The sequence below is a fragment of the Rhizobium sp. P1_B8 genome, from assembly GCF_056406515.1.
Genome location: NZ_JBFTZZ010000038.1, coordinates 33,355 through 53,170, shown reverse-complemented (window position 1 = coordinate 53,170; position 19,816 = coordinate 33,355). Strand labels below are relative to the sequence as shown.

17 protein-coding genes are annotated in these 19,816 nt (G+C 60.5%); 7 read left to right on the top strand and 10 right to left on the bottom strand.

The genetic code is table 11. The features are described 5' to 3' along the window. The 6 genes from AC1D2N_RS31790 to AC1D2N_RS31765 form a co-directional block, all read right to left on the bottom strand. Window positions 1-221: alcohol dehydrogenase catalytic domain-containing protein (locus tag AC1D2N_RS31790; protein WP_477982683.1), on the bottom strand; the 221-nt coding region annotated here is incomplete at its 3' end. Window positions 222-373: 152 nt separating this feature from the next. Next, on the bottom strand, window positions 374-1,069 hold the full coding sequence (locus AC1D2N_RS31785) for a dimethylsulfonioproprionate lyase family protein (RefSeq protein ID WP_018246035.1): 696 nt from the start codon (window positions 1,067-1,069) through the stop codon (window positions 374-376). 15 nt (window positions 1,070-1,084) lie between these two features. Continuing rightward, window positions 1,085-2,014, bottom strand: a complete 930-nt coding sequence (locus AC1D2N_RS31780) for an electron transfer flavoprotein subunit alpha/FixB family protein (protein ID WP_477982681.1) — start codon at window positions 2,012-2,014, stop codon at window positions 1,085-1,087. A 25-nt stretch (window positions 2,015-2,039) separates the two neighbouring features. Beyond that, a complete protein-coding gene (locus AC1D2N_RS31775; protein ID WP_477982679.1) occupies window positions 2,040-2,789 on the bottom strand; it encodes an electron transfer flavoprotein subunit beta/FixA family protein in 750 nt (249 codons plus the stop codon). Between the two features lie 34 nt (window positions 2,790-2,823). Beyond that, window positions 2,824-3,426 carry a dimethylsulfoniopropionate lyase gene (locus AC1D2N_RS31770; RefSeq protein ID WP_018246037.1) on the bottom strand — a complete coding sequence of 201 codons (603 nt, stop codon included), beginning with the start codon at window positions 3,424-3,426 and terminating at the stop codon, window positions 2,824-2,826. Between the two features lie 47 nt (window positions 3,427-3,473). Continuing rightward, window positions 3,474-5,510, bottom strand: a complete 2,037-nt coding sequence (locus AC1D2N_RS31765; RefSeq protein ID WP_018246038.1) for an NADH:flavin oxidoreductase — start codon at window positions 5,508-5,510, stop codon at window positions 3,474-3,476. 147 nt (window positions 5,511-5,657) lie between these two features. Here AC1D2N_RS31765 and AC1D2N_RS31760 point away from each other — a divergent pair, with 147 nt between their 5' ends. From AC1D2N_RS31760 to AC1D2N_RS31730, 7 genes are all read left to right on the top strand, one after another. Continuing rightward, window positions 5,658-6,287 (top strand): TetR/AcrR family transcriptional regulator, encoded by a 630-nt coding sequence (locus AC1D2N_RS31760; RefSeq protein ID WP_018246039.1) that lies wholly within the window; start codon window positions 5,658-5,660, stop codon window positions 6,285-6,287. 11 nt (window positions 6,288-6,298) lie between these two features. Then, window positions 6,299-7,093, top strand: coding sequence for a pyrroline-5-carboxylate reductase family protein (locus AC1D2N_RS31755; RefSeq protein WP_018246040.1), 795 nt, complete (start codon window positions 6,299-6,301; stop codon window positions 7,091-7,093). Window positions 7,094-7,160: 67 nt separating this feature from the next. Continuing rightward, the gene (locus tag AC1D2N_RS31750) at window positions 7,161-8,162 is read left to right on the top strand and encodes an ABC transporter substrate-binding protein (protein ID WP_018246041.1); all 1,002 of its coding nucleotides are present in this window, start codon (window positions 7,161-7,163) and stop codon (window positions 8,160-8,162) included. A gap of 95 nt (window positions 8,163-8,257) precedes the next feature. Next, entirely contained in the window at window positions 8,258-9,145 is an 888-nt protein-coding gene (locus AC1D2N_RS31745) for an ABC transporter permease (protein WP_018246042.1), read from the top strand. Continuing rightward, complete coding sequence (locus AC1D2N_RS31740; RefSeq protein WP_018246043.1) at window positions 9,138-10,217, top strand: quaternary amine ABC transporter ATP-binding protein; 1,080 nt, start codon at window positions 9,138-9,140, stop codon at window positions 10,215-10,217. The genes AC1D2N_RS31745 and AC1D2N_RS31740 overlap by 8 nt, the downstream gene beginning before the upstream one ends. 156 nt (window positions 10,218-10,373) lie before the next feature. Continuing rightward, complete coding sequence (locus tag AC1D2N_RS31735; RefSeq protein ID WP_018246044.1) at window positions 10,374-11,378, top strand: Ldh family oxidoreductase; 1,005 nt, start codon at window positions 10,374-10,376, stop codon at window positions 11,376-11,378. Between the two features lie 942 nt (window positions 11,379-12,320). Further along, window positions 12,321-13,319 carry an AraC family transcriptional regulator gene (locus AC1D2N_RS31730; protein ID WP_018246046.1) on the top strand — a complete coding sequence of 333 codons (999 nt, stop codon included), beginning with the start codon at window positions 12,321-12,323 and terminating at the stop codon, window positions 13,317-13,319. 11 nt (window positions 13,320-13,330) lie between these two features. On the opposite strand, the gene AC1D2N_RS31725 is transcribed toward AC1D2N_RS31730, so the two are convergent. The 4 genes from AC1D2N_RS31725 to AC1D2N_RS31710 form a co-directional block, all read right to left on the bottom strand. Further along, on the bottom strand, window positions 13,331-13,615 hold the full coding sequence (locus tag AC1D2N_RS31725; protein ID WP_018246047.1) for a hypothetical protein: 285 nt from the start codon (window positions 13,613-13,615) through the stop codon (window positions 13,331-13,333). Continuing rightward, window positions 13,612-15,906, bottom strand: a complete 2,295-nt coding sequence (locus tag AC1D2N_RS31720) for an FdhF/YdeP family oxidoreductase (protein WP_018246048.1) — start codon at window positions 15,904-15,906, stop codon at window positions 13,612-13,614. Before AC1D2N_RS31720 ends, AC1D2N_RS31725 begins: the two co-directional genes overlap by 4 nt. A gap of 77 nt (window positions 15,907-15,983) precedes the next feature. Continuing rightward, window positions 15,984-17,912, bottom strand: coding sequence for a diguanylate cyclase (locus tag AC1D2N_RS31715; protein ID WP_018246049.1), 1,929 nt, complete (start codon window positions 17,910-17,912; stop codon window positions 15,984-15,986). A gap of 447 nt (window positions 17,913-18,359) precedes the next feature. Next, window positions 18,360-19,799 carry a coniferyl aldehyde dehydrogenase gene (locus AC1D2N_RS31710; protein ID WP_018246050.1) on the bottom strand — a complete coding sequence of 480 codons (1,440 nt, stop codon included), beginning with the start codon at window positions 19,797-19,799 and terminating at the stop codon, window positions 18,360-18,362. Window positions 19,800-19,816 lie beyond the last annotated feature (17 nt).

Sequence of the window (19,816 nt, the reverse complement as noted above, 5' to 3'; positions counted from 1 at the left end):
CCGGAGCCGACATCGACGACGATGCCGGCACCCTCATGGCCGAGAATGGCCGGAAACAGGCCTTCAGGATCGGCGCCCGACAGGGTGAAATCGTCGGTGTGGCAGATGCCCGTCGCCTTGACCTCGACCAGCACTTCGCCGGCCCGCGGTCCCTCCAGCTGCACGGTCATCACTTCCAGCGGTTTTCCTGCCTGAACGGCAACGGCGGCGCGAACGTCCATCTTGATATCCTTCCTCTTAAATTGAATTCTGATGCTACATATTCCGATAGACCGGCTTCTCAGCGATCTGCTTCGCTGCGTGACCGCCGAGACTTCATGCTCTCGCCTTCGGCCTTTTCGTTCATCTCAGGCTCGTCGTTGCCAAGCACCCATCACGTCTCCCGCTCAACCTGGCACCAGACCGCAAGCAGAGGCCGGGCTGTGCATCTTATCGCGAAAGATTGGCCGGCGTCGTTCGCAAAGACCGTGCCGACACCGGCGGAGAACCACTCGGAATCGCCAAGGCGGATTTCGCCCGGCGACAGCAGAATGAAGGCGCGCGGCTGCGTCTGAACATGATCGGGGAAACGGGTGTAGCGATCCATATAGATCACGCCGACCCTGAGATCGGCGCGTTCCTCCATGCCGCCGGGGCCGACCACGACCGCATGGGAATGCGTATCGCCAAAATTCAGGCTTGCAAACGGACCGGAGCGGCCGCGTCTCCAGAGCAGTTTGTCGGCGAGACTATGGAACTGGCTGGCGATCGCCTCGTATTTCCGTCCCGATTTCGCAAGATGGCCGATGGCGTCATCAAGCCCTTCCGGCGCGCCGGGAAGAGACCCGCCCTCCGGGCGCACCTTGCCGGTCTTGAGCAGTTTCTGGAGAACCTTGCCCGCGACGAAGCTGGCGACGGCAGGAGCCTCCGCCGACAACATCAGCCCGCCGACATCGTTGAGGAATTCCTGCAACGGCCGAGAACGTCTTTCCCTGCCGATGTCGTGTAGCCGTATGTATGCCGGCTTCTCGTCATCGTTCAGGAGAAGGTCGGCACCAGGTTTGATTGGACGTCCCACGACGCGCGCCACGTTCGGTCTCCCCCGCTAGAGTGCCTTTTGCAATTCCGGCAGGGCGTCGAAGAGATCGGCGACCAATCCGTAGTCGGCGACCTGGAAGATCGGTGCCTCCTCGTCCTTGTTGATGGCGACGATCACCTTCGAATCCTTCATGCCGGCCAGATGTTGGATGGCGCCTGAAATGCCGCAGGCAATATAGAGCTGCGGCGCCACCACCTTGCCGGTCTGGCCGACCTGCCAGTCGTTCGGCGCATAACCGGCATCGACGGCGGCACGCGATGCACCGACGGCAGCACCGAGCTTGTCGGCAAGCGGCAGGATGACCTCCCTGAACTTCTCGGCAGAGCCGAGTGCCCGGCCGCCGGAGATAATGATCTTGGCAGAGGTCAGTTCCGGACGGTCGGAGGCCGACAGCGCGTCCCTGACAAAGGTCGACAGCCCCGGATCGGAAACCGCCGGGATCGCCTCGACGGTGGCCGAACCACCTTCCGGCGCGGAGGCAAAGGATGCGGTGCGCACGGTGATCACCTTTTTGGCATCGGTCGCCTGCACCGTCTGGATGGCATTGCCGGCATAGATCGGCCGTTTGAAGGTGTCGGACGAGATCACCTCGACGATCTCCGAGACCTGGGCGACATCGAGCAGGGCTGCCACCCGCGGCAGCACGTTCTTGCCGACCGAGGTGGCGGCCGAGATGATCGTGTCGTAGCTKCCCGCCAGCGAGACGATCAGGTCGGCCAGCGGTTCGGCSAGATTATTGGCSAGTTCGTCGCTTTCGGCGAGCAGCACCTTGGAGACRCCGGCAAGCTTGGCGGCGGCATCGGCAGCRGGYTTGGCAGCCTTGCCGGCAACSAGMAYRTGMAYRTCGCCGCCRATCTTGGTTGCRGCCGTCAGCGTCTTGGCGGTCTGGTCGGACAGGCTTTGATTGTCGTGGTCAGCCAGAAGAAGAATRGTCATGATGATGGTTCCTGTTCCAACCTGATTACAGYACGCCGGCTTCGTTTTTGAGCTTGTCGATGAGTTCGGCRACCGACTTGACCTTGACGCCGGCCTTGCGGCCCGACGGYTCCTCGGTCTTYAGGACYTTGAGGCGCGGCGTGGTCGASAYGCCGAAATCATCAGGGCTCTTCTTGTCGAGAGGCTTCTTCTTCGCCTTCATGATATTCGGCAGCGAGGCATAACGCGGTTCGTTCAAGCGCAGATCCGTGGTGACCACCGCCGGCAGCTTGATCTCGATCGTCTGCAGGCCGCCATCGACCTCGCGGGTCACCTGAGCCTTGCCATCGCCGATCTCGATCTTCGAGGCGAAGGTCGCCTGGGGCATGCCCAGCAGCGCCGCCAGCATCTGGCCGGTCTGGTTGCTGTCGTCATCGATCGCCTGCTTGCCGACGATGATCAGGCCGGGCTGTTCGGCATCGGCGACAGCCTTGAGGATCTTGGCGACAGTGAGCGGCTCGATCTGATCGTCGGTCTCAACCAGGATCGCCCGGTCGGCGCCCATGGCAAGTGCGGTGCGCAGCGTCTCCTCGGCCTTGGCTGGACCGATCGAAACGACGACCACTTCCTCGGCCTTGCCGGCTTCCTTCAGCCGCAACGCCTCTTCCACCGAGATCTCGTCGAACGGGTTCATCGACATCTTCACATTGGCAAGCTCGACACCCGTGCCATCCGGCTTCACCCGGATCTTCACGTTGTAGTCGACAACCCGTTTGACTGGGACGAGTATCTTCATGGGCAACCCCCCTTTATTTCTAAACTGCTGGCCGTCAGTTCGGCCGTTCGGCAAGCAATGCCCAGAAGGCGAAGAACGGCGTGTCAAGCGACCTCATGGCATGTTTGATGCCAGGGACATTATAGAAGGATCCGCCGATACCTGGCGAAAACCAGTCCCCTTCCCCCTGCTGGAACTCTCCCTCGGAAAGCACGAGATAGACTTCCTCAGGCGCATGGTCGTGATCGGGATAGCGCACGTGAGGCGCCATCAACGTCACGCCGATCCACAGGTCGCTCCGCTCCTCCAATCCTCCCGGGCCGATAATCATCGCATTGGCATGCCCATCGACAAAATTGTCGCTGGCCGTGTGGTCATACTTGGTGCGCCGATGCCATTCAAGCATTGGCTCGATGCCTTTGAACCCCTCGATCAAACGCGTCAGCGAAGGATAGGACGTATCGACGGAAAGCGCCACATCAAGGAGAGCGCACACAGGCAATCGGCCTCCCTCCCCCGCACGCGCCGTTCCCGGGCGCTCCAGCGCAGCAGAAATCTGACGAATCGAGCGGCGAGCCTCCGGGGTATTCGTGAACTGGTCGAAAGCCACAAAAATTGCATCCAGGAAAATCTGGAGGCTTTCATTGCGTAAACTCATGACATCACCTCCCGAGACGATCGGCCGACAAGCGGCCACTCTTGCAATCAGATATCTTTCGCGATGCGCAACCCGTCATAGACGGCTGCATGCGTGTTGCGTGCGGCAACGGCATCGCCGATCCGGAACAGCTGGAACTTGCCATCAGGATTGCGGATCACGGACTGAGGTTCTCCGGAAAGAAGCTGATCGTGCGACATTTCGCCGAGATTGCTCGAGCTGGGTTTCAGTTCGAAATAGAGTTCATCGAGCGGAATGGTCCCATGATTGACGACGATCTGGTCGAAGCTCTGCTGCTTGGCAATCCCGCCGTAATCGCTGCCGACATGGGCGACGAGCTGGTTGCCGCTCTTTTCGACGGCTTCCAGACGGTAGGTGACGGTGAAGGTCACGTCATGCTTCTGCAGAGACCGCATATAGGGCACGAGATTCATGGCCATGACCTCGGGCGCGAAGGACCGGTCCGGCGTCATGATCTCGACCTTGGCGCCTGCCTTGGCGAGAAACTCCGCCGCCTGCAGGCCGGCATGATCGCCGGCGTCGTCGAAGATCAACACGTTGGTTCCAGGCTTCACGTCGCCGGAGATGATGTCCCATGACGAAACCACCAGCTCGTTGCCGCTCGCCAGGACCTCGGTATGCGGCAGGCCGCCGGTTGCGATGATGACGACATCGGGATTCTCGGCCTCGATGGTGTCCGCTTCCGCCCAGGTGTTGAAGTGGAAGGTGACGTCGTATTTCTCGCACTGGCTCATGCGCCAGTCGATGATGCTGATCATTTCCTTGCGGCGCTCGCTTTGAGCGGTGAGCCGGATCTGACCGCCGGGATTGTTCGCCGCTTCGAAAACGACGACCTGGTGGCCGCGTTCTCCGGCGACGCGCGCCGCTTCCAGACCGGCCGGGCCGGCGCCGACGATGACGACCTTTTTCTTGGCGTCGGCCTTCGCCACGATATGCGGCATGGTCAGTTCGCGGCCGGTGGCGGCATTGTGGATGCAGAAGGCCGCCCCGCCCTGGTAGATACGATCGAGACAGTAATTGGCGCCGACACAGGGACGAATATCGTCTTCCCGCTTTTCGATGATCTTGCGGACGATATGCGGGTCGGTCATGTGGGCGCGGGTCATGCCGACCATGTCGACCTTGCCGGAGGCGATCGCGTAGCGCGCGGTGGCGACGTCAGGGATTTTCGCCGCATGGAAGGTCGGAAAGTTGGTTGCGGCGCGAATTTCGCCGGCGAAATCGAGATGCGGCGAATTCGCCATGCCCTGGATCGGGATCACGTCGGTGAGGCCCGCATCGGTATCGATGTGGCCGCGAATGACGTTCAGGTAATCGATGAGGCCGCTTTCCTTCAGGCGCCGGGAGATTTCCAAGCCTTCGGCTTTGCCGGTACCGCCGGGAAGACATTCGTCGGCGGTATAGCGCACGCCTAGAATGAAGTCGTTCCCCACTCTTTGCCGGATTGCCCTGAAGACGTCGAAACAGAAGCGCAAACGGTTATCGAGCGATCCGCCATAGGGGCCGTCGAGCTCGTTGGTGAGCGGCGAGGTGAACTGGTCGATCAGATGGCCGTAGGCCTCCAGTTCGACACCGTCCATGCCACCCGCCTTCATGCGTTCGGCAGCGTCGGCGAAATCCTTGATGATGCGCTCGATGTCCCAATCTTCCACCTTCTTCGGGAAGGCCCGGTGGGACGCTTCGCGCTGATGCGATGGCGCCACCACAGGCAGCCAGTCGCCCTTGTCCCAGCGTGTGCGCCGGCCGAGATGGGTGAGCTGGATCATGATCGCCGCTCCCTCTTCATGCACGGCGTCGGTCATCTCCCTGATCCAGGGCACGATCTCGTCCTTGTAGGCGAGCAGGTTGTTGAAGACCGGCGGGCTGTCCCTGGAAACCGCGGCCGAGCCGGCCGTCATCGTCAAGGCCACGCCGCCCTTTGCCCGCTCCACCGTATAGGCGCGATACCTCTCCTTCGGCATGCCGTCTTCCGGATAGGCCGGCTCGTGGGAGGTGACGATGATGCGGTTGCGCAGTTTCAAATGCTTGAGCTGGTAGGGCTGCAGAAGGGGATCGTTCGACATGGGCCGTGGTTCCGGATTAAAAACGTCAGAGCCGACGCTAAGCACAATGTACATATGTGTCAATGTTGAAAACATCTGGGTCGTCATTTTCGACACCAATGTACATTTTCCTTGTGCGCTGCCGTATAATTTGATAGGAGATAGCTTATGGATCAGGCTCTGAACGACACTGGCTGGCGGGGATCACAAGAGGGATGGCTGGAAGCAGCTTACCACTCGCTGCTGGATTCCGGCGTGGATTCGGTGAAAATTCTGCCGCTGGCGAAGAGGCTCAATCTCTCGCGCACGAGCTTCTACTGGTTCTTCAAGGATCGGGAGGAGCTGTTGGCCGGGCTCGTGGCGCGGTGGCGCGACAAAAATACCGGCAACATCGTCAAGCAATCCGAAGCCTACGCGGAATCGCTCGCCGAGGCGATGCTCAACGTCTTCGACTGCTGGCTCAACAATGATCTGTTCGACGCCAGGTTCGAATTTGCCGTGCGCAGCTGGGCGCTGCAGTCCGACGAGATTCTCGCCGAGGTCCGGCAAGCCGATCAGCTCCGGCTGGAAGCCCTCAAGCGCATGTTTATCCGGTTCGGGCTACCAGAAGCGACATCAGATGTCCGAGCGCGAACAACTTACCTCGTGCAGATCGGATATATCTCCATGCAAGCTAAGGAGGAACTCGCCGTCCGCATGAAACGGATTCCCGAATATATCGCGATCTACACCGGCGAAGTGCCGCAGCAGAGGGAGCTCGATCGCTTCTTCTCCCGGCATGGCTATAGGCCGGGTTAGGGAAAGCCGAGATGAGCGTTTCCTTGAGGATCGGTATAATTGGTGGCGGCGGTTGGCTTGGCGGAGCAATCGCCGGCTCGATCCTCGATGCCGGCCTGGTCGAACCTCAAAAACTCTCCCTCTCCTATCGCAGCGAAGAGCCGCGCCGCTTCCCGAATTCTTTCTTGACCACCGACAATCAGGCGCTTGCCGACCGTTCGGACGTGATCATTCTTTCCGTCCGCCCTGATGACTGGCATGCTCTTGATGTCGATGCCGGCGGCAAGCTCGTCATCTCAGTCATGGCGGGCATCCGCCTGGACGCACTTTCGGACCGCCACAACACCGGTCGCGTCGTCCGCGCCCTGCCGAATGCCGCCGCCGAATTGGCCAAGTCCTATACACCCTGGATTGGCGCGAGCGATGTCACCGAAGACGACCGGGCGCTCGTCCGCGCGATTTTTCAGGCATGCGGATCTGAGGACGAGGTCGCAAGGAAAAGCGACATCGATTACCTCACCGGCCTGTCCGGGTCCGGACCGGCTTTCCCGGCATTGCTCGCCGCCGCCATGATGAGCGATGCCGTCGCCCATGGCCTGCCGGCGGAGATTGCGCGGCGCGCCGTCAACACGGTGATGACAGGCGCCGGTCGCCTGCTGGAGCGCCGCGACGAATGTCCCGATGAGGTTGTTCAAACCTTTGTCGGCTATCGCGGAACCACGGCGGCGGCCATCGAAGGCATGCGCGCGGCCGGGTTCGACGCTTCGGTTGCGGAGGGACTATCGGCAGCATTCAAGAAATCGGTGAGTATGGGAGACGCTTCCTGACAACCGTTGGAGCGGGTCCTGCGGCGCCCCGCTCAGCAAAACTGGCCGCTAAACAGAGGGAACGAGAATGAAAAAACTACTCGCATCGACATGTCTGACGTTTGGCCTGATGGGCGGGGCGTCTTTCGCCAGCGCCGCCGAATGCGGCACTGTGACCATTGCCAGCATGAACTGGCAGAGTGCGGAGGTTCTCTCTAACCTCGACAAGCTCATCCTGAACGAAGGTTATGGCTGCGCCGCCGAAATCACCGTCGGCGATACCGTCCCGACGATTACCTCGATGGCCGAAAAGGGCCAGCCGGACATCGCGCCGGAAGCCTGGATCGACCTGCTGCCGGATGTCGTCAAGAAGGGGACGGATGAAGGCCGGATCGTCCAGGTCGGCTCTCCGCTGCCCGATGGCGGCGTACAGGGCTGGTGGATTCCCAAATATCTGGCCGACGCCCATCCCGATATCAAGACCATCGGTGATGTGCTGAAGCATCCGGAACTCTTCCCCGATCCTGAGGATTCGAAGAAGGGCGCCATCTACAACGGGCCGCAGGGCTGGGGCGGCACCGTGGTGACCACGCAGCTCTACAAGGCCTTCGAAGCCGAGAAGGCAGGCTTCACCCTCGTCGACACCGGTTCAGCTGCCGGCCTCGACGGTTCGATCGCCAAGGCCTACGAACGCAAGGAAGGCTGGGCCGGCTATTACTGGGCACCAACCGCGCTGCTCGGCAAGTATCAGATGGTCAAGCTGGAAGCCGGCGTGCCGAACGACGCTGCCGAATGGAAGCGCTGCAATACCGTCGCCGATTGCCCCGATCCGAAGCCGAATGCATGGCCGGTCGATCACGTGGTGACCCTGGTTGCCAAGCCTTTTTCGGAAAAGGTCGGGCCTGAGGTCATGGACTACCTGACGAAGCGCTCCTGGAGCAATGAGACGGTCAACAAGCTGATGGCGTGGATGACCGACAACCAGGCAACCGGCGAGGATGGTGCCAAGCACTTCCTGAAAGAAAACAAGGACCTGTGGACCAAGTGGGTCTCGCCTGAGGCAGCTGCGAAGATCGAAGCTGCTCTTTAAGACCGACTATTGCGGTGCGCCTAAAGCGCACCGCCTCTCGCTGCCGATAAAATCAAAAAGACTGCCGCGGCTCTTTGAAGAAAAAGGGGAACCGAATGGAATGGTTTTACAAATTCCCGCATATGGATGACGACGCCCTTCGCAATCTGAAGAAGGCGATCGATGACGGCTTTCGCACATTTACCCGCACCTATGGCGACGCAATCGAAAGCCTCTTCTCCCCGCTGCAGCATTTCCTCATCGCCGCCGACCGCTTCATGACGCAGACGCCGTGGCCGATCATTACTGCAATCATCCTTGTCATCGCATGGTTTGCGAGCCGCAGCCTGAAGATCGTCTTCGGCTGTCTCGTCACGCTGCTGCTGATCGGCTATTTCGACATGTGGGACGATACGATGCGGACGGTCTCGATGATCTTCGTCTGTACCGTGCTCTCCATTGCCATCGGTATCCCGATGGGGATCTTGATGGCGCGTTCCGACCGGCTGCAGCGCATCATCAATCCGATCCTCGACGTCATGCAGACGATGCCGAGCTTCGTCTATCTCATCCCTGTCGTCATGCTGCTCGGCATCGGCAAGGTGCCGGGACTGATCGCAGTGGTCATCTATGCGATACCGCCGATGATAAGGCTGACCGACCTCGGCATCCGCCTGGTCGACAAGGACGTGCTGGAGGCGGCCGACGCCTTCGGGACATCGAGTTCGCAGAAACTGTTCAAGGTCCAGCTGCCGTTGGCGCTTCCCACCATCATGGCCGGCATCAACCAGACCATCATGATGGCGCTCGCCATGGTGGTCGTCGCCTCGATGATCGGCGTCCAGGGCCTGGGCCAGCCGGTTCTGAAGGCCATCGCCAACCAGTACTTCACGCTGGGTATTTTCAACGGCCTTGCCATCGTCGGCATCGCCATCATCTTCGACCGGGTCAGCCAGGCGTATGGCAAGAGGCTCCAGAAGCATCGGGAGATCGTCCATGGCTGATCAACGTTTCGGCGGCATCAAGATCCGCCACCTTTACAAGATCTTCGGTCCCAACCCTGCCGCTCATGTCGATGCCGTCAAAAAGGGATTGTCGAAGACCGAGCTCAACGAAAAGCACGGCCACGTGCTGGGCCTGAAAGATATCAATGTCGAGATACCCTCGGGCCGCATCCAGGTCATCATGGGCCTTTCGGGTTCGGGCAAGTCGACGCTCATCCGCCACATCAATCGTCTGATCGATCCGACCGCTGGCGAAGTGCTTGTCGACGGCGTCGATGTCGTGAAAATGAACGAGACCGAATTGCGGACGTTTCGCCGGCACCAGACGGCAATGGTGTTTCAGAAGTTCGCGCTTCTGCCGCATCGGAATGTTCTCGACAATACCATCTTCGGCCTCGAAGTGCAGGGCATGGAGCGCTCGAAAGCCGCCGACGTCGCCATGCGCTGGCTGGAGCGGGTCGGCCTGAAAGGTTTCGAGAGCAAATACCCCAATCAGTTATCGGGCGGCATGCAGCAGCGCGTCGGGCTGGCCCGAGCCCTCTCGAACGATGCTCCCGTTCTGCTGATGGACGAGGCCTATTCGGCGCTCGATCCTTTGATCCGCACGGATATGCAGACGGTCCTTCTCGATATTCAGAGGGAGATCAAGAAAACCATCGTCTTCATCACCCACGATCTCGATGAAGCCCTTCGCCTGGGCGATCAGATTGCGATCCTGCGCGATGGCGAAGTCATCCAGCAGGGCACCAGCCAGGACATCGTTCTGCGTCCGGCCGACGCCTACATCGCCAACTTCGTCAAGGAGGTCAATCGAGGCCGGGTCATCCAGGTCGATGCCGTCATGACACCCTTGCATTCCGGTGCTGCGCCCGGCGGATTGACGATTGCATCAGGTACGACCGTCGAAGAGGCTGTGCGGATGTTGGCATCGGCGCCGGACGACGATGCCAGGGTGCTTTCACCATCAGGAGAAGCTTTGGGGCTTGTCACCTTCCGCCAGCTCGCGGGTGCAATGGTGAACTCGCAGGAGGTGGCTCCCCGACGCGATAGCGCCCTTTCAGTCGCCCTCTGAAGTGCGTCGCAATCAACATGCCGCCATCTCTGCAGCGGCCAACTGGCTGGGTGAGGAACTGTGTTCGCACGGTTGCGATGTCGTCGAAATCGGAGACTGCGCCGCGCCAGGCACCTATGCCTTCTATGAGGGTAGACGAGCCGCATTGGAGCTGTGATGGCAAAGCAGAGGATGAGAATGCCGATCGACGAGCTCCGCCAATTGGCGCTCGAAGCCTGCCTCGCCTGCGGCAGCAGCCCGGCCATGGCGAAGGCGCTCGTCGATGCAACGCTTTCGGCCGCCTGCTTCGGTCGTACCGAGCTGGGTTTTCCGCATTTCGTCGATTATCTCACCAGCCTGCGCGACGGGCGGATCAACGGAGACGCCAAGCCCCGCTTCGACCACGTGCTGCCGGCCCTGATTTACGCCGATGCGGACGGCGGCATAGCGCAGCTCGGGTTTGACCTGATTTACGACGACTTCGTAAAGCGCGTGAAAACCTTCGGCATTTCAGTCTTCACGCAAAGAAACAGCTATACCGCCGGGGAACTGGGATATTACGTCCGGCGCCTCGCTGAGGACGGGTTGATAGCCATCGCCGCCGCCAACGGACCGGCTTTGATGGCCGCCGCCGAAGGCGGGGAGCGCGTCTACTGCACAAATCCGCTCGCTTTCGGCGCGCCTTTGCCGGAACCCTTGCCGCCCCTCGTCATCGACCAGGCGACGAGTGCGACGGCCTTCATAACTCTTGCCGAGGCGGCAAGGGAACAGTCGCCGATTGCGCACGGCATAGCCATCGACGAGACCGGCGCAATCACCACCGATCCTGTCAAGGCGATGCTCGGCGCCCTCCTGCCCTTCGGCGGCTATAAGGGCGCCAACATCGCTCTTATCGTCGAGATGCTTTCCGCGGGTCTTTCCGGGGCCGCCTGGTCGCTCGATGCGGGCCACTTTTTCTCGGGCGAGCACCCGGTGAATGCGGGAATGACCGTGATCGCGCTATTCCCCGCGGCCGTGGATACAGGTTTCCCGGAGCGCGCCGAGGCCCAATTGGAACGGCTGCGCTCCAAGGGAGTCCGTATCCCCGGAGACAGAGCAATGCCCGCGAGCGTCACGGAAACCGATAGTCTTGACGTCGATATAGGCGTGTTAGAAACGATCCGTCGCTTGTGCCTTCGGTGAGAAAATCATTGCTCAGCTCAAAGAATCGAATGCATCGTGCCCGGCGGCAGCATGCCGAAGTTCCCATCGTTCGTGCTAAATGAGAAATTGAAGATCTCTATCCACTCTGCGCAGGCCATGACGCGGAACACGCGGCTTCCACGAAGCGCTTGCCTATACATTTTGCGCAAGGTCAGTCCAGACTGCGTCACGAAAAGCCGGTTGGCCGACAATATCGGGGCCTGACAATTGCTCCATAGCTAAGGAACAGTAAGATCAATCTCGACCAAGGCCATGATGGTTGACGGTCCCAAAACCAAGCCCTTCCATCCGTTACCCCCAAAGGATGAAAGGGATCATACATACGCACTCCATCCCGTGCGTATGCTTGCATGCCTGTCTGCCTGCCGAAGGCCATCTTTAAGCGGTCCACTAAGAACCTTCGGCAGGCGACTGCGCAGCTCGCGAATTGGGGCGCTCTCTATCGGCTACAGCTGTAAAATCGCTCCTTCAGCGTAATCGTTTTATCAGCGGGTTGTCATCATCGCCGGCAGCGTGACGTCTTGCCAATGGCCGCGGGTTCTGTCAGTTCCTGATCTGGATGGGAACTAATGCATTCAACGGGTTGGTCTTTTTGACGTCTACCATACCCGAATTCGGCCTGCATCAGCTGGCACAAGCCGCTGATCTCGATGCCGGTATGACGCGGAGATCCACCTGCTCCGTTGCAAGCTGCTGCACTCTATCCAACAATCGTCTAATATACGTCCTAGGCCGCTCATCCATGCCGTCTACAGGCTCTGATGAAGCGCCGCAGCGCAGGACGACCATCCATGACGACTGGCAAGGCTGGCAGAGGTACGTGCACCAATCCGACACTCTCGCCGGCCGCGCGTCACGCTGGCACCTGCGAGCGCTGGAGAAAAGCATGTCGAAACAGTCACATCGAACAATGGGAGCAGCATGACGGAAAATAGCACTGCGCCATTCTCATTCCGATTTAGCGGTTCGTCCTTCGACAACATGGTCGAAACGCTCGGGGGGGCTTTTGGCGCATTTGATGCCGAGCCTGTCGGCCGCGCCCAGGACTTCCATTGGGGATTGGATTTCTCGGTATGTGACACCGCCGTCCTGCTCACCGGTTATCATGAGGCGGAGTTTCAGTTCAATATCGAGCCGACCGTCGATACGGCCGAATACCTGTCGATCGTCGTGCCGCGCAGCGGCGGCATGGGGGTAACCTATGGGTCCCGCGTCGCCGAGGCCGGGCAAGGAAAACTGCTTCTTTATAACAATTTCGAGCCCAATAGCGTCATCATGCATGGGCGATCGAACGTCATCGACGAGTTGCTGATCAACTGGCCTCTCATCCTGCAAACGATCGGCCAGACGTTCGAGATGCCGTTCAGCGGCTCCCTTGACCTGCTGCCCGAACTGGATCTGTCCAAACCGGAAGGCCGGTTGATCAACAATCTCACGGAAACGATCATCTCAGGCATGCGCGACGATGGCCCCTTGCTGCAGTCGCCGATCGCCATGGCGCATATGACGCAGGCGCTCGCCGATCTGGTTGTGCGCCTGGTGCCGCACCGGCTGTCGCATTTCCTGGAGAATGGCCCCGCCCTGATCGCCCCGCGACATGTGCGCCGGGCGATCGAATTCATGCACGCCAATATCGATCAGCCGATCACAATGCCGAAGGTGGCCGAAGCGGCCGGCGTATCCAGCCGGGCGCTCGAAACCGGTTTTCGTGCCTTCAGAGGAACCTCTCCCGCTGCCTATCTGCTGACGCTTCGGCTGCGTGCCGCGCGCCAGGATCTGCTCGATCCCGAGAGCAAGGAGACCATGAAGGCCATCTGCCTCAAATGGGGCTTCTTTCATTTCGGCCGGTTTTCCGCAGTCTATAAGACGACATACGGAGAATACCCTTCCGACACCAGGAAGCGCGTGATGCGGCGATAACGCATGGGGGTTTACGTCTCGTCTCGCGGCGGCAATGTGTAATGCACTCTCATTGTCCTCAGATCCCGCTTCACGATCTGCAGCATCCCTTCGCGTTCCGCCAGGGCGTTGAGCTCCCTGAGCACGAGAGAATGCGCGATCCCCAGCATGCGCGCAAAGGTGCGACTGTCACGGGCAATCCCCAAATCTGCGGCGACAAGGAGACCGGCCTGGATGGGTGTCAGCCTGTTATCCCTGCCTTGCGCCGCAGCGACGAGGGCGAGAAAGCGATCGGCCTCCGACGCTTCTTCGCTCACGCGGCTTTTCGTCGGCGGAAGGATACCATGATCGATTTCGAGGTGGGCGTATCGCTTTCCCTACCCGCGCTGCCAAGCGGCACGAGCACGTTCAGCTCGGGATAATATCCCGCTATGCTTCCCCTCGGAATATCATAGGGCACAAAGCGGAAATCCTCTGCGACACGCTCGATGCCGTCATCATGCTCGCCGATCACGTCGACCCGGTCGCCGGCCTTGGCATTCATCGCCGTCAGGTCGGCTGGGTGAATGAAGATGACCTGCCGCTCCCCATAGACGCCGCGATATCGGTCATCGAGACCATAGACCGTCGTATTGTATTGATCGTGCGATCGGAACGTCTGCAGGGCGAAACGCCCCTCTCCCTTTCGCGCCCGCTGATGCACCGTCTCCTCCGGAAGCGCCTCCGAAGAAAATGACGCCTTGCCTGCCGGTGTATGCCACTCCCGATGGGCGGCCGTGTTGCGCAGGTGGAAACCGCGCGGCTTGCGCAGGCGCGTATTGTAGTTTTCGAAGCCGGGAATGGTCGCCTCGATGTGATCGCGGATGCGGTCGTAGTCGTCGGCGAGCTCTGCCCAGTCGACCACGACGGAGCCGACCGTCGCCTGTGCAATGCCGGCAATGATGGCGACTTCCGAGAGGAGATGCGGCGAGGCAGGGCGATTGATACCGGCAGAACCATGCACCATGCTCATCGAATCCTCGACGCTCACGAGCTGTGAGTTGCCCGCTGCATTCATATCCATCTCGGTGCGCCCGAGGCACGGCAAGATAAAGGCCGTCTCGCCGGGCATGAGATGCGAATGATTGGGTTTGGTTGCGATGTGCACCGTCAGCTTCAGCCGCCGCAGCGCCTTTTCAACGAGTGCGCTGTCAGGCGTGGCGCGCGCGAAATTGCCGCCAAGCCCGATGAAGGCATCAGCCGAGCCGTCGAGCATCGCTCCGATCGCGGCAAGGACATTGTGGCCATGTTCGCGGGGAACGGTGAAGCGGAAGTGCTTTTCCAGCGCATCGAGGAAATCCTCCGATGGCTTTTCGTTGATGCCGACGGTGCGGTCACCCTGCACGTTGGAATGGCCGCGAACCGGGCAAAGGCCGGCACCCGGCCGGCCGATATTGCCGCGCAGGAACATGAAATTGGCGATCTCGCGGATCGTCGCCACGGAATGCAGATGCTGGGTTACACCCATCGCCCAGGTGCAGATGACCCGCTCGGCGTTGACATAGACATCGGCCGCCCTCTCGATCTCCTGCCGGCTCAGTCCCGATTGGTCCTCGATGTCAGCCCAGTTCGTCGCCTCGACCGCTGCCTTGTATTGCGCAAAACCCGCGCAGTGTTCGGCGAGAAATGCATGGTCGAGTACGGAGGGCAGACCGGCGGCGACCGCTGCATCCTCTGCAGCCAGCACGACCTTCGCCATCCCGCGCACCGCAGCCATGTCGCCGCCGAGTTGCGGCTGGAGATAAAGGCTGGCGATGTCGGTCGAACCGCCGCGCAGCATCTCGATCTTGTCCTGCGGGTCGGAGAAGCGCTCCAGGCCGCGTTCGCGGATGGGATTGAAGACGACGACGCGCGCGCCGCGGATCGCCGCCCGGCGCAAGTCGCCGAGCATCCGTGGATGGTTGGTGCCCGGGTTCTGCCCAATCACGAAGATCGCGTCGGCCTCTTCGAAATCCTCCAGCAGCACGGTGCCCTTGCCCACGCCGACCGCCTGGCGCATGGCGATGCCGCTTGCCTCGTGGCACATGTTGGAGCAGTCGGGAAAATTGTTGGTGCCGTAGACGCGCACGAACAGCTGGTACAGGAAGGCGGCCTCGTTGCTCGCCCGGCCCGACGTGTAGAATTCCGCCCGATTGGGATTATCGAGGCCCGTCAGAATGCTGCCGATCTCGGCAAAGGCATCCTCCCACGCGACCGGCAGGTAACGGTCGCTCACCGCATCGTAGCGCATCGGATGGGTGAGGCGGCCGTTGAGTTCCAGTTCATAGTCCGTCAGCCGGCGAAGCTCAGATACCGTATTGTCAGCGAAGAAGGCGGGCGTTGCCCGCTTTTCCGTCGCCTCCCAGGCGACGGCCTTCACGCCGTTCTCGCAGAACTCGAACGACGATCCGTGCTCCGGATCGCCCCAGGCGCAGCCCGGGCAATCGAATCCATCCGGCTGGTTCGCCTTCAGCATCGTCCGCGCGCCTGAAATGGGCATGCCGCTTTGAAGCAAACGCTTGCCGCAGCTCTTCAAAGCGCCCCAGCCGCCGGCTGCCGCCGATTTCTTACCAATGAATTTTGTGTCCATGCGCCCTGTATTGTCGAAGCGAGGAAAACATCAAGGGCGCACGAGCGATGGCTCGATAGGAAAAACCTATCAAGGATCTAACCGGCGTCCTTCATGGCATGCCGTTCGTCGGGCGAATGTGCCAGGATGCGATTGCGACCTTGGGTCTTTGCGTCGTAGAGGGCGGCATCGGCCTCGGTCAGGAGGCGGTTAGGGTTGACCCTCAAGGTGGCTCCCGTCGCGCAGGATATGCCGATGCTGGCGGTCACCCGTCCGAATTCGCTGCCGGAATGAACGATATTCTCCTGGCTCAGCAGACGTGCGAATTGCTCGGCAACGATCATTGCCCCTTTCGCACTGGTTGCTGGGAGCAGAACCACGAATTCCTCTCCGCCGTAGCGAGCGACGATGTCTGCCGGCCGGCTTACCGACTGCCGCAGACACTTGCTGACGACACGCAGGCATTGGTCTCCGGCGGGATGGCCGTAGGTATCGTTATATGCCTTGAAGCGGTCGATATCGACCATCAGAAGGCTGAACGGCGTGTTTTTCCTGGCGCTGCCTGCGGTCTCACGGGCGAAAGCTTCGTCGAAGGCCCGGCGATTGACCATGCCGGTGAGCCCATCGGTCTCGGCCAGATTCTTCAGCTGCTCCGCCGACAGCCTGAGCGCGATTTCCGCCTGCTTCGTCGCAGTGATGTCCGAGACAACGGCCATCGCCGTGCCGTCTTCCGCAAGCCTTGTCCGGATGCTGCGCCAGTCGCCGTTGTGAAGTTGAATCTCTTCGTCCTTGTTGCTGTGCAAGGTAGCACTGGCGGCCTTGATCCACTCTTCGCGGTCATTGTCCGGAATACCGGCCCGCTCGCCTGTTTCGGCGACGCGGCGAAGAATGTCGCTGATATGCGCGCCAACCACGCGGGCGTCTCCGGACAGCGGAAACGCGGTGCGATACTGTTCGTTACAGAAAACAAGAAAACCCTTGCTGTCGTACATCGCGATACCATCGGACATGCCGGCCATCGCATGCGACAGCAGGTTCTTGCTTTCGCGCAGTTCCCGCTCCAGAGCAGCACGCTCCGTCACATCACGCGTTACCCCGGCAAGGCCGATCACCCGCCCCTGTCTATCCCTCAGCGGCACCTTGGAGGCGAGCAGGTATCTGCCTTCGATGCGCTCGGTGGAGTCGATCAGAGGCACGCCAGTGTCCATGACCTGCTGTTCGAGATAATACAATTCTTCGGCGAGCGGCCGTGACAGAAGATTGAAATCCGACAATCCGGTCATCTCTGCCGTCGTCTTGAAACGATAGAGGCGGATCATATTTTCATTGACGGTGATGAACCGGCTGTTTCGGTCCTTCACGTAGAGATAGTCGGGCGACTGCGAAAACGCGGTCACCAATATGCTTCGCTCCAGGTCCCATTGCTGTGTCTTCAACAGCACGAAACCACAGAGCACGGTCGCCAGGCAGTTCAAAACGGTCATGGGCAGACCGATGATGGCCAATACACGGGCGTGCACCAGAGTGGGAAGCACCGCCATCAAAACAACAAGCGCGGCGCCGAGCGCGAGGCTCAGCAGTGCAATGTCCATGAACCCGGGAGATCTCTTCCGGATCCAGAAATTGGCAGCCAGGCCGATGCCGGTCGCGACAGCAATTGCGATCAGACCATCGACCATTGCCGTGCCGCCGACACAGAAGCGGAAGGCCATCGCCAGCGACGCCGCAAAGGCCGCCGCGATCGGTCCACCAAACATGCCCGCCAAAGCAAGCGGCGAGAAGCGCATGTCGATATAGATGCCGGGATTGACTTCGACGGCCAGCAAAATGGATCCGATGGAGGCGCCGCCGGCTATGATTCCGAAGGCGATTTTTTCCTGTATGGCCGAACGACGCTGAAATTGGATCGAGAAATGCGCCCATAGCGAAATCGCCAGGCACACGAATGACAAGTTGCCACCGAATTGCGTCCAGATGCCATTCACTGCGTTGGATCCACCTTCCAATACATGTACCGAACCAATCATAGGGCAACACTGGTTTGAGCTTCGTTAAATTGAAGACCTATCAGGCTATACTCGTTTGCTTATGCGTCTCCAGCCCGGTCGGCAGCAATACGGCGACAGGAAAGCGGCGACTGCCGCGACGATGCGGTATGGGCACGCAGGGCCTGCTGCCAGATTTGATCACATGAGAAATAGGCGAAACCGGAATTAAAGGTCATGCTCCAGGACGGCAGGAGACATCATGTCCGCTACGCCTGCCGTTCAACGGCTAGCACCTGATGCATAAGGCATGTTTAACAACGGCATCCTCTGCATCAGGACACGTAGCCCAATGACGCAATATCGCGTTATCCGGATAAGTCTGCGCAATCGGGCCATTCCTTGAGGTGAAAGCAGTCGCGAACCCACAGCGCCCGCGTCATGCCGTCAGCAGCCGAGGCTGCCGACGGCATCGCCGCCACTTCTCTTCTACTTGCAGATCGCCGCCGCCAAGAAGCCGCGCATCGCCTCGCCATAAGGCGGCCGCATCATGTATTCCGCTTCGACCATCCTGCTCTGATGATAGACGGCGCGCGGGTGCGAGAAGGCGAGGAAGCCGAACTTCCCATGATAGGCTCCCATGCCCGAATGGCCGACGCCGCCGAAGGGCAGGCCTTCCGCCGTGACGTGGCTCATGCAGTCGTTGACCGTCACCCCGCCGGAGGTCGTGTTGTCGAGGACGCGGCGTTCCTCTTGCTGATCCTGGCTGAAGTAGTAGAGAGCGAGCGGGCGCGGCCTGGCATTGATACGGTCGATGACGTCGGCGATATCGCGATAGGGAAGGACCGGCAGCACGGGTCCGAAGATTTCCTCCTGCAGCACGCGCATGTCTTCTGTGGGATCGAGGATCAGCGTCGGAGGTATACGGTGGGCCGATTGCTGGGAGAAATTCTCTGCCGCCGGGTTGATCTCGACGACACGAGCACCCTTGGCCCTGGCATCGTCGATCAGGCCCTGGACGCGGGCGAGATGGCGGGCATTGACGATCGAGGTGTAATCAGGATTTTCCTTCAGTGTCGGATACATCGCGCCGACTGCCGCGACCGCGTGTCCGGCAAAGGCCTCGACGCTTTCCTCGGGCACATAGACATAGTCCGGCGCAAGGCAGATCTGGCCGGCGTTCAGCGTCTTGAAGGTCATGACGCGCCGCGCCGCGTCTGCGAGATCGGCCGCGCGGCCGACGATGACGGGTGATTTTCCGCCGAGCTCAAGCGTCAGCGGTGTCAGGTTTTCCGCCGCCGCGCGCATGACATGATGGGCGATCGCAGTTCCGCCGGTGAAGATCAGATGGTCGAAGGCAAGTGATGTAAAGGCCGTGCCCGTCGCCGGCCCGCCCTGAACGACTGATATTTCCGTTTCGTCGAAAGAGCCGGCGATGAGTTCCGCCATGAAGGCTGATGAAGCCGGCGTCACCTCCGACGGCTTGATCATGGCGCGGTTGCCGGCGGCAAGAATGCCGGCGAGCGGCGCAAGGGCGAGCTGATAGGGGAAATTCCAGGGGCTCAGGATCCCGACAACCCCTTTCGGCTGATAGACCACTTCTGCCACCGCATCCGGGAACAATGCCTCGTGCTGCTCGGGCTTCAGCCATTCGGCCAGATGGGCCTTGGCATATTTGAGCGAACCGACGCAGGTGAAGACGTCGAGAAGCAGGCTCGCCTCGACGCTGCGGCTGCCGAAATCCTCCGACAGGGCCGCGGCAATCGCATCCTTATGGTCGACGAGAAGGGCGATGACGCGGTCGATGCGATCGATGCGGGTCTCAATGCTTGGCGGCCCTTCCCTCAGGAAAGACGCCCTTTGCCGGTCAAGCAGCGCCTTCATCGCATCGGGACTGGTATCGGTGGCGATTGGGGTGACGGTGTTCATTGTTTCCTCCCTCGAAC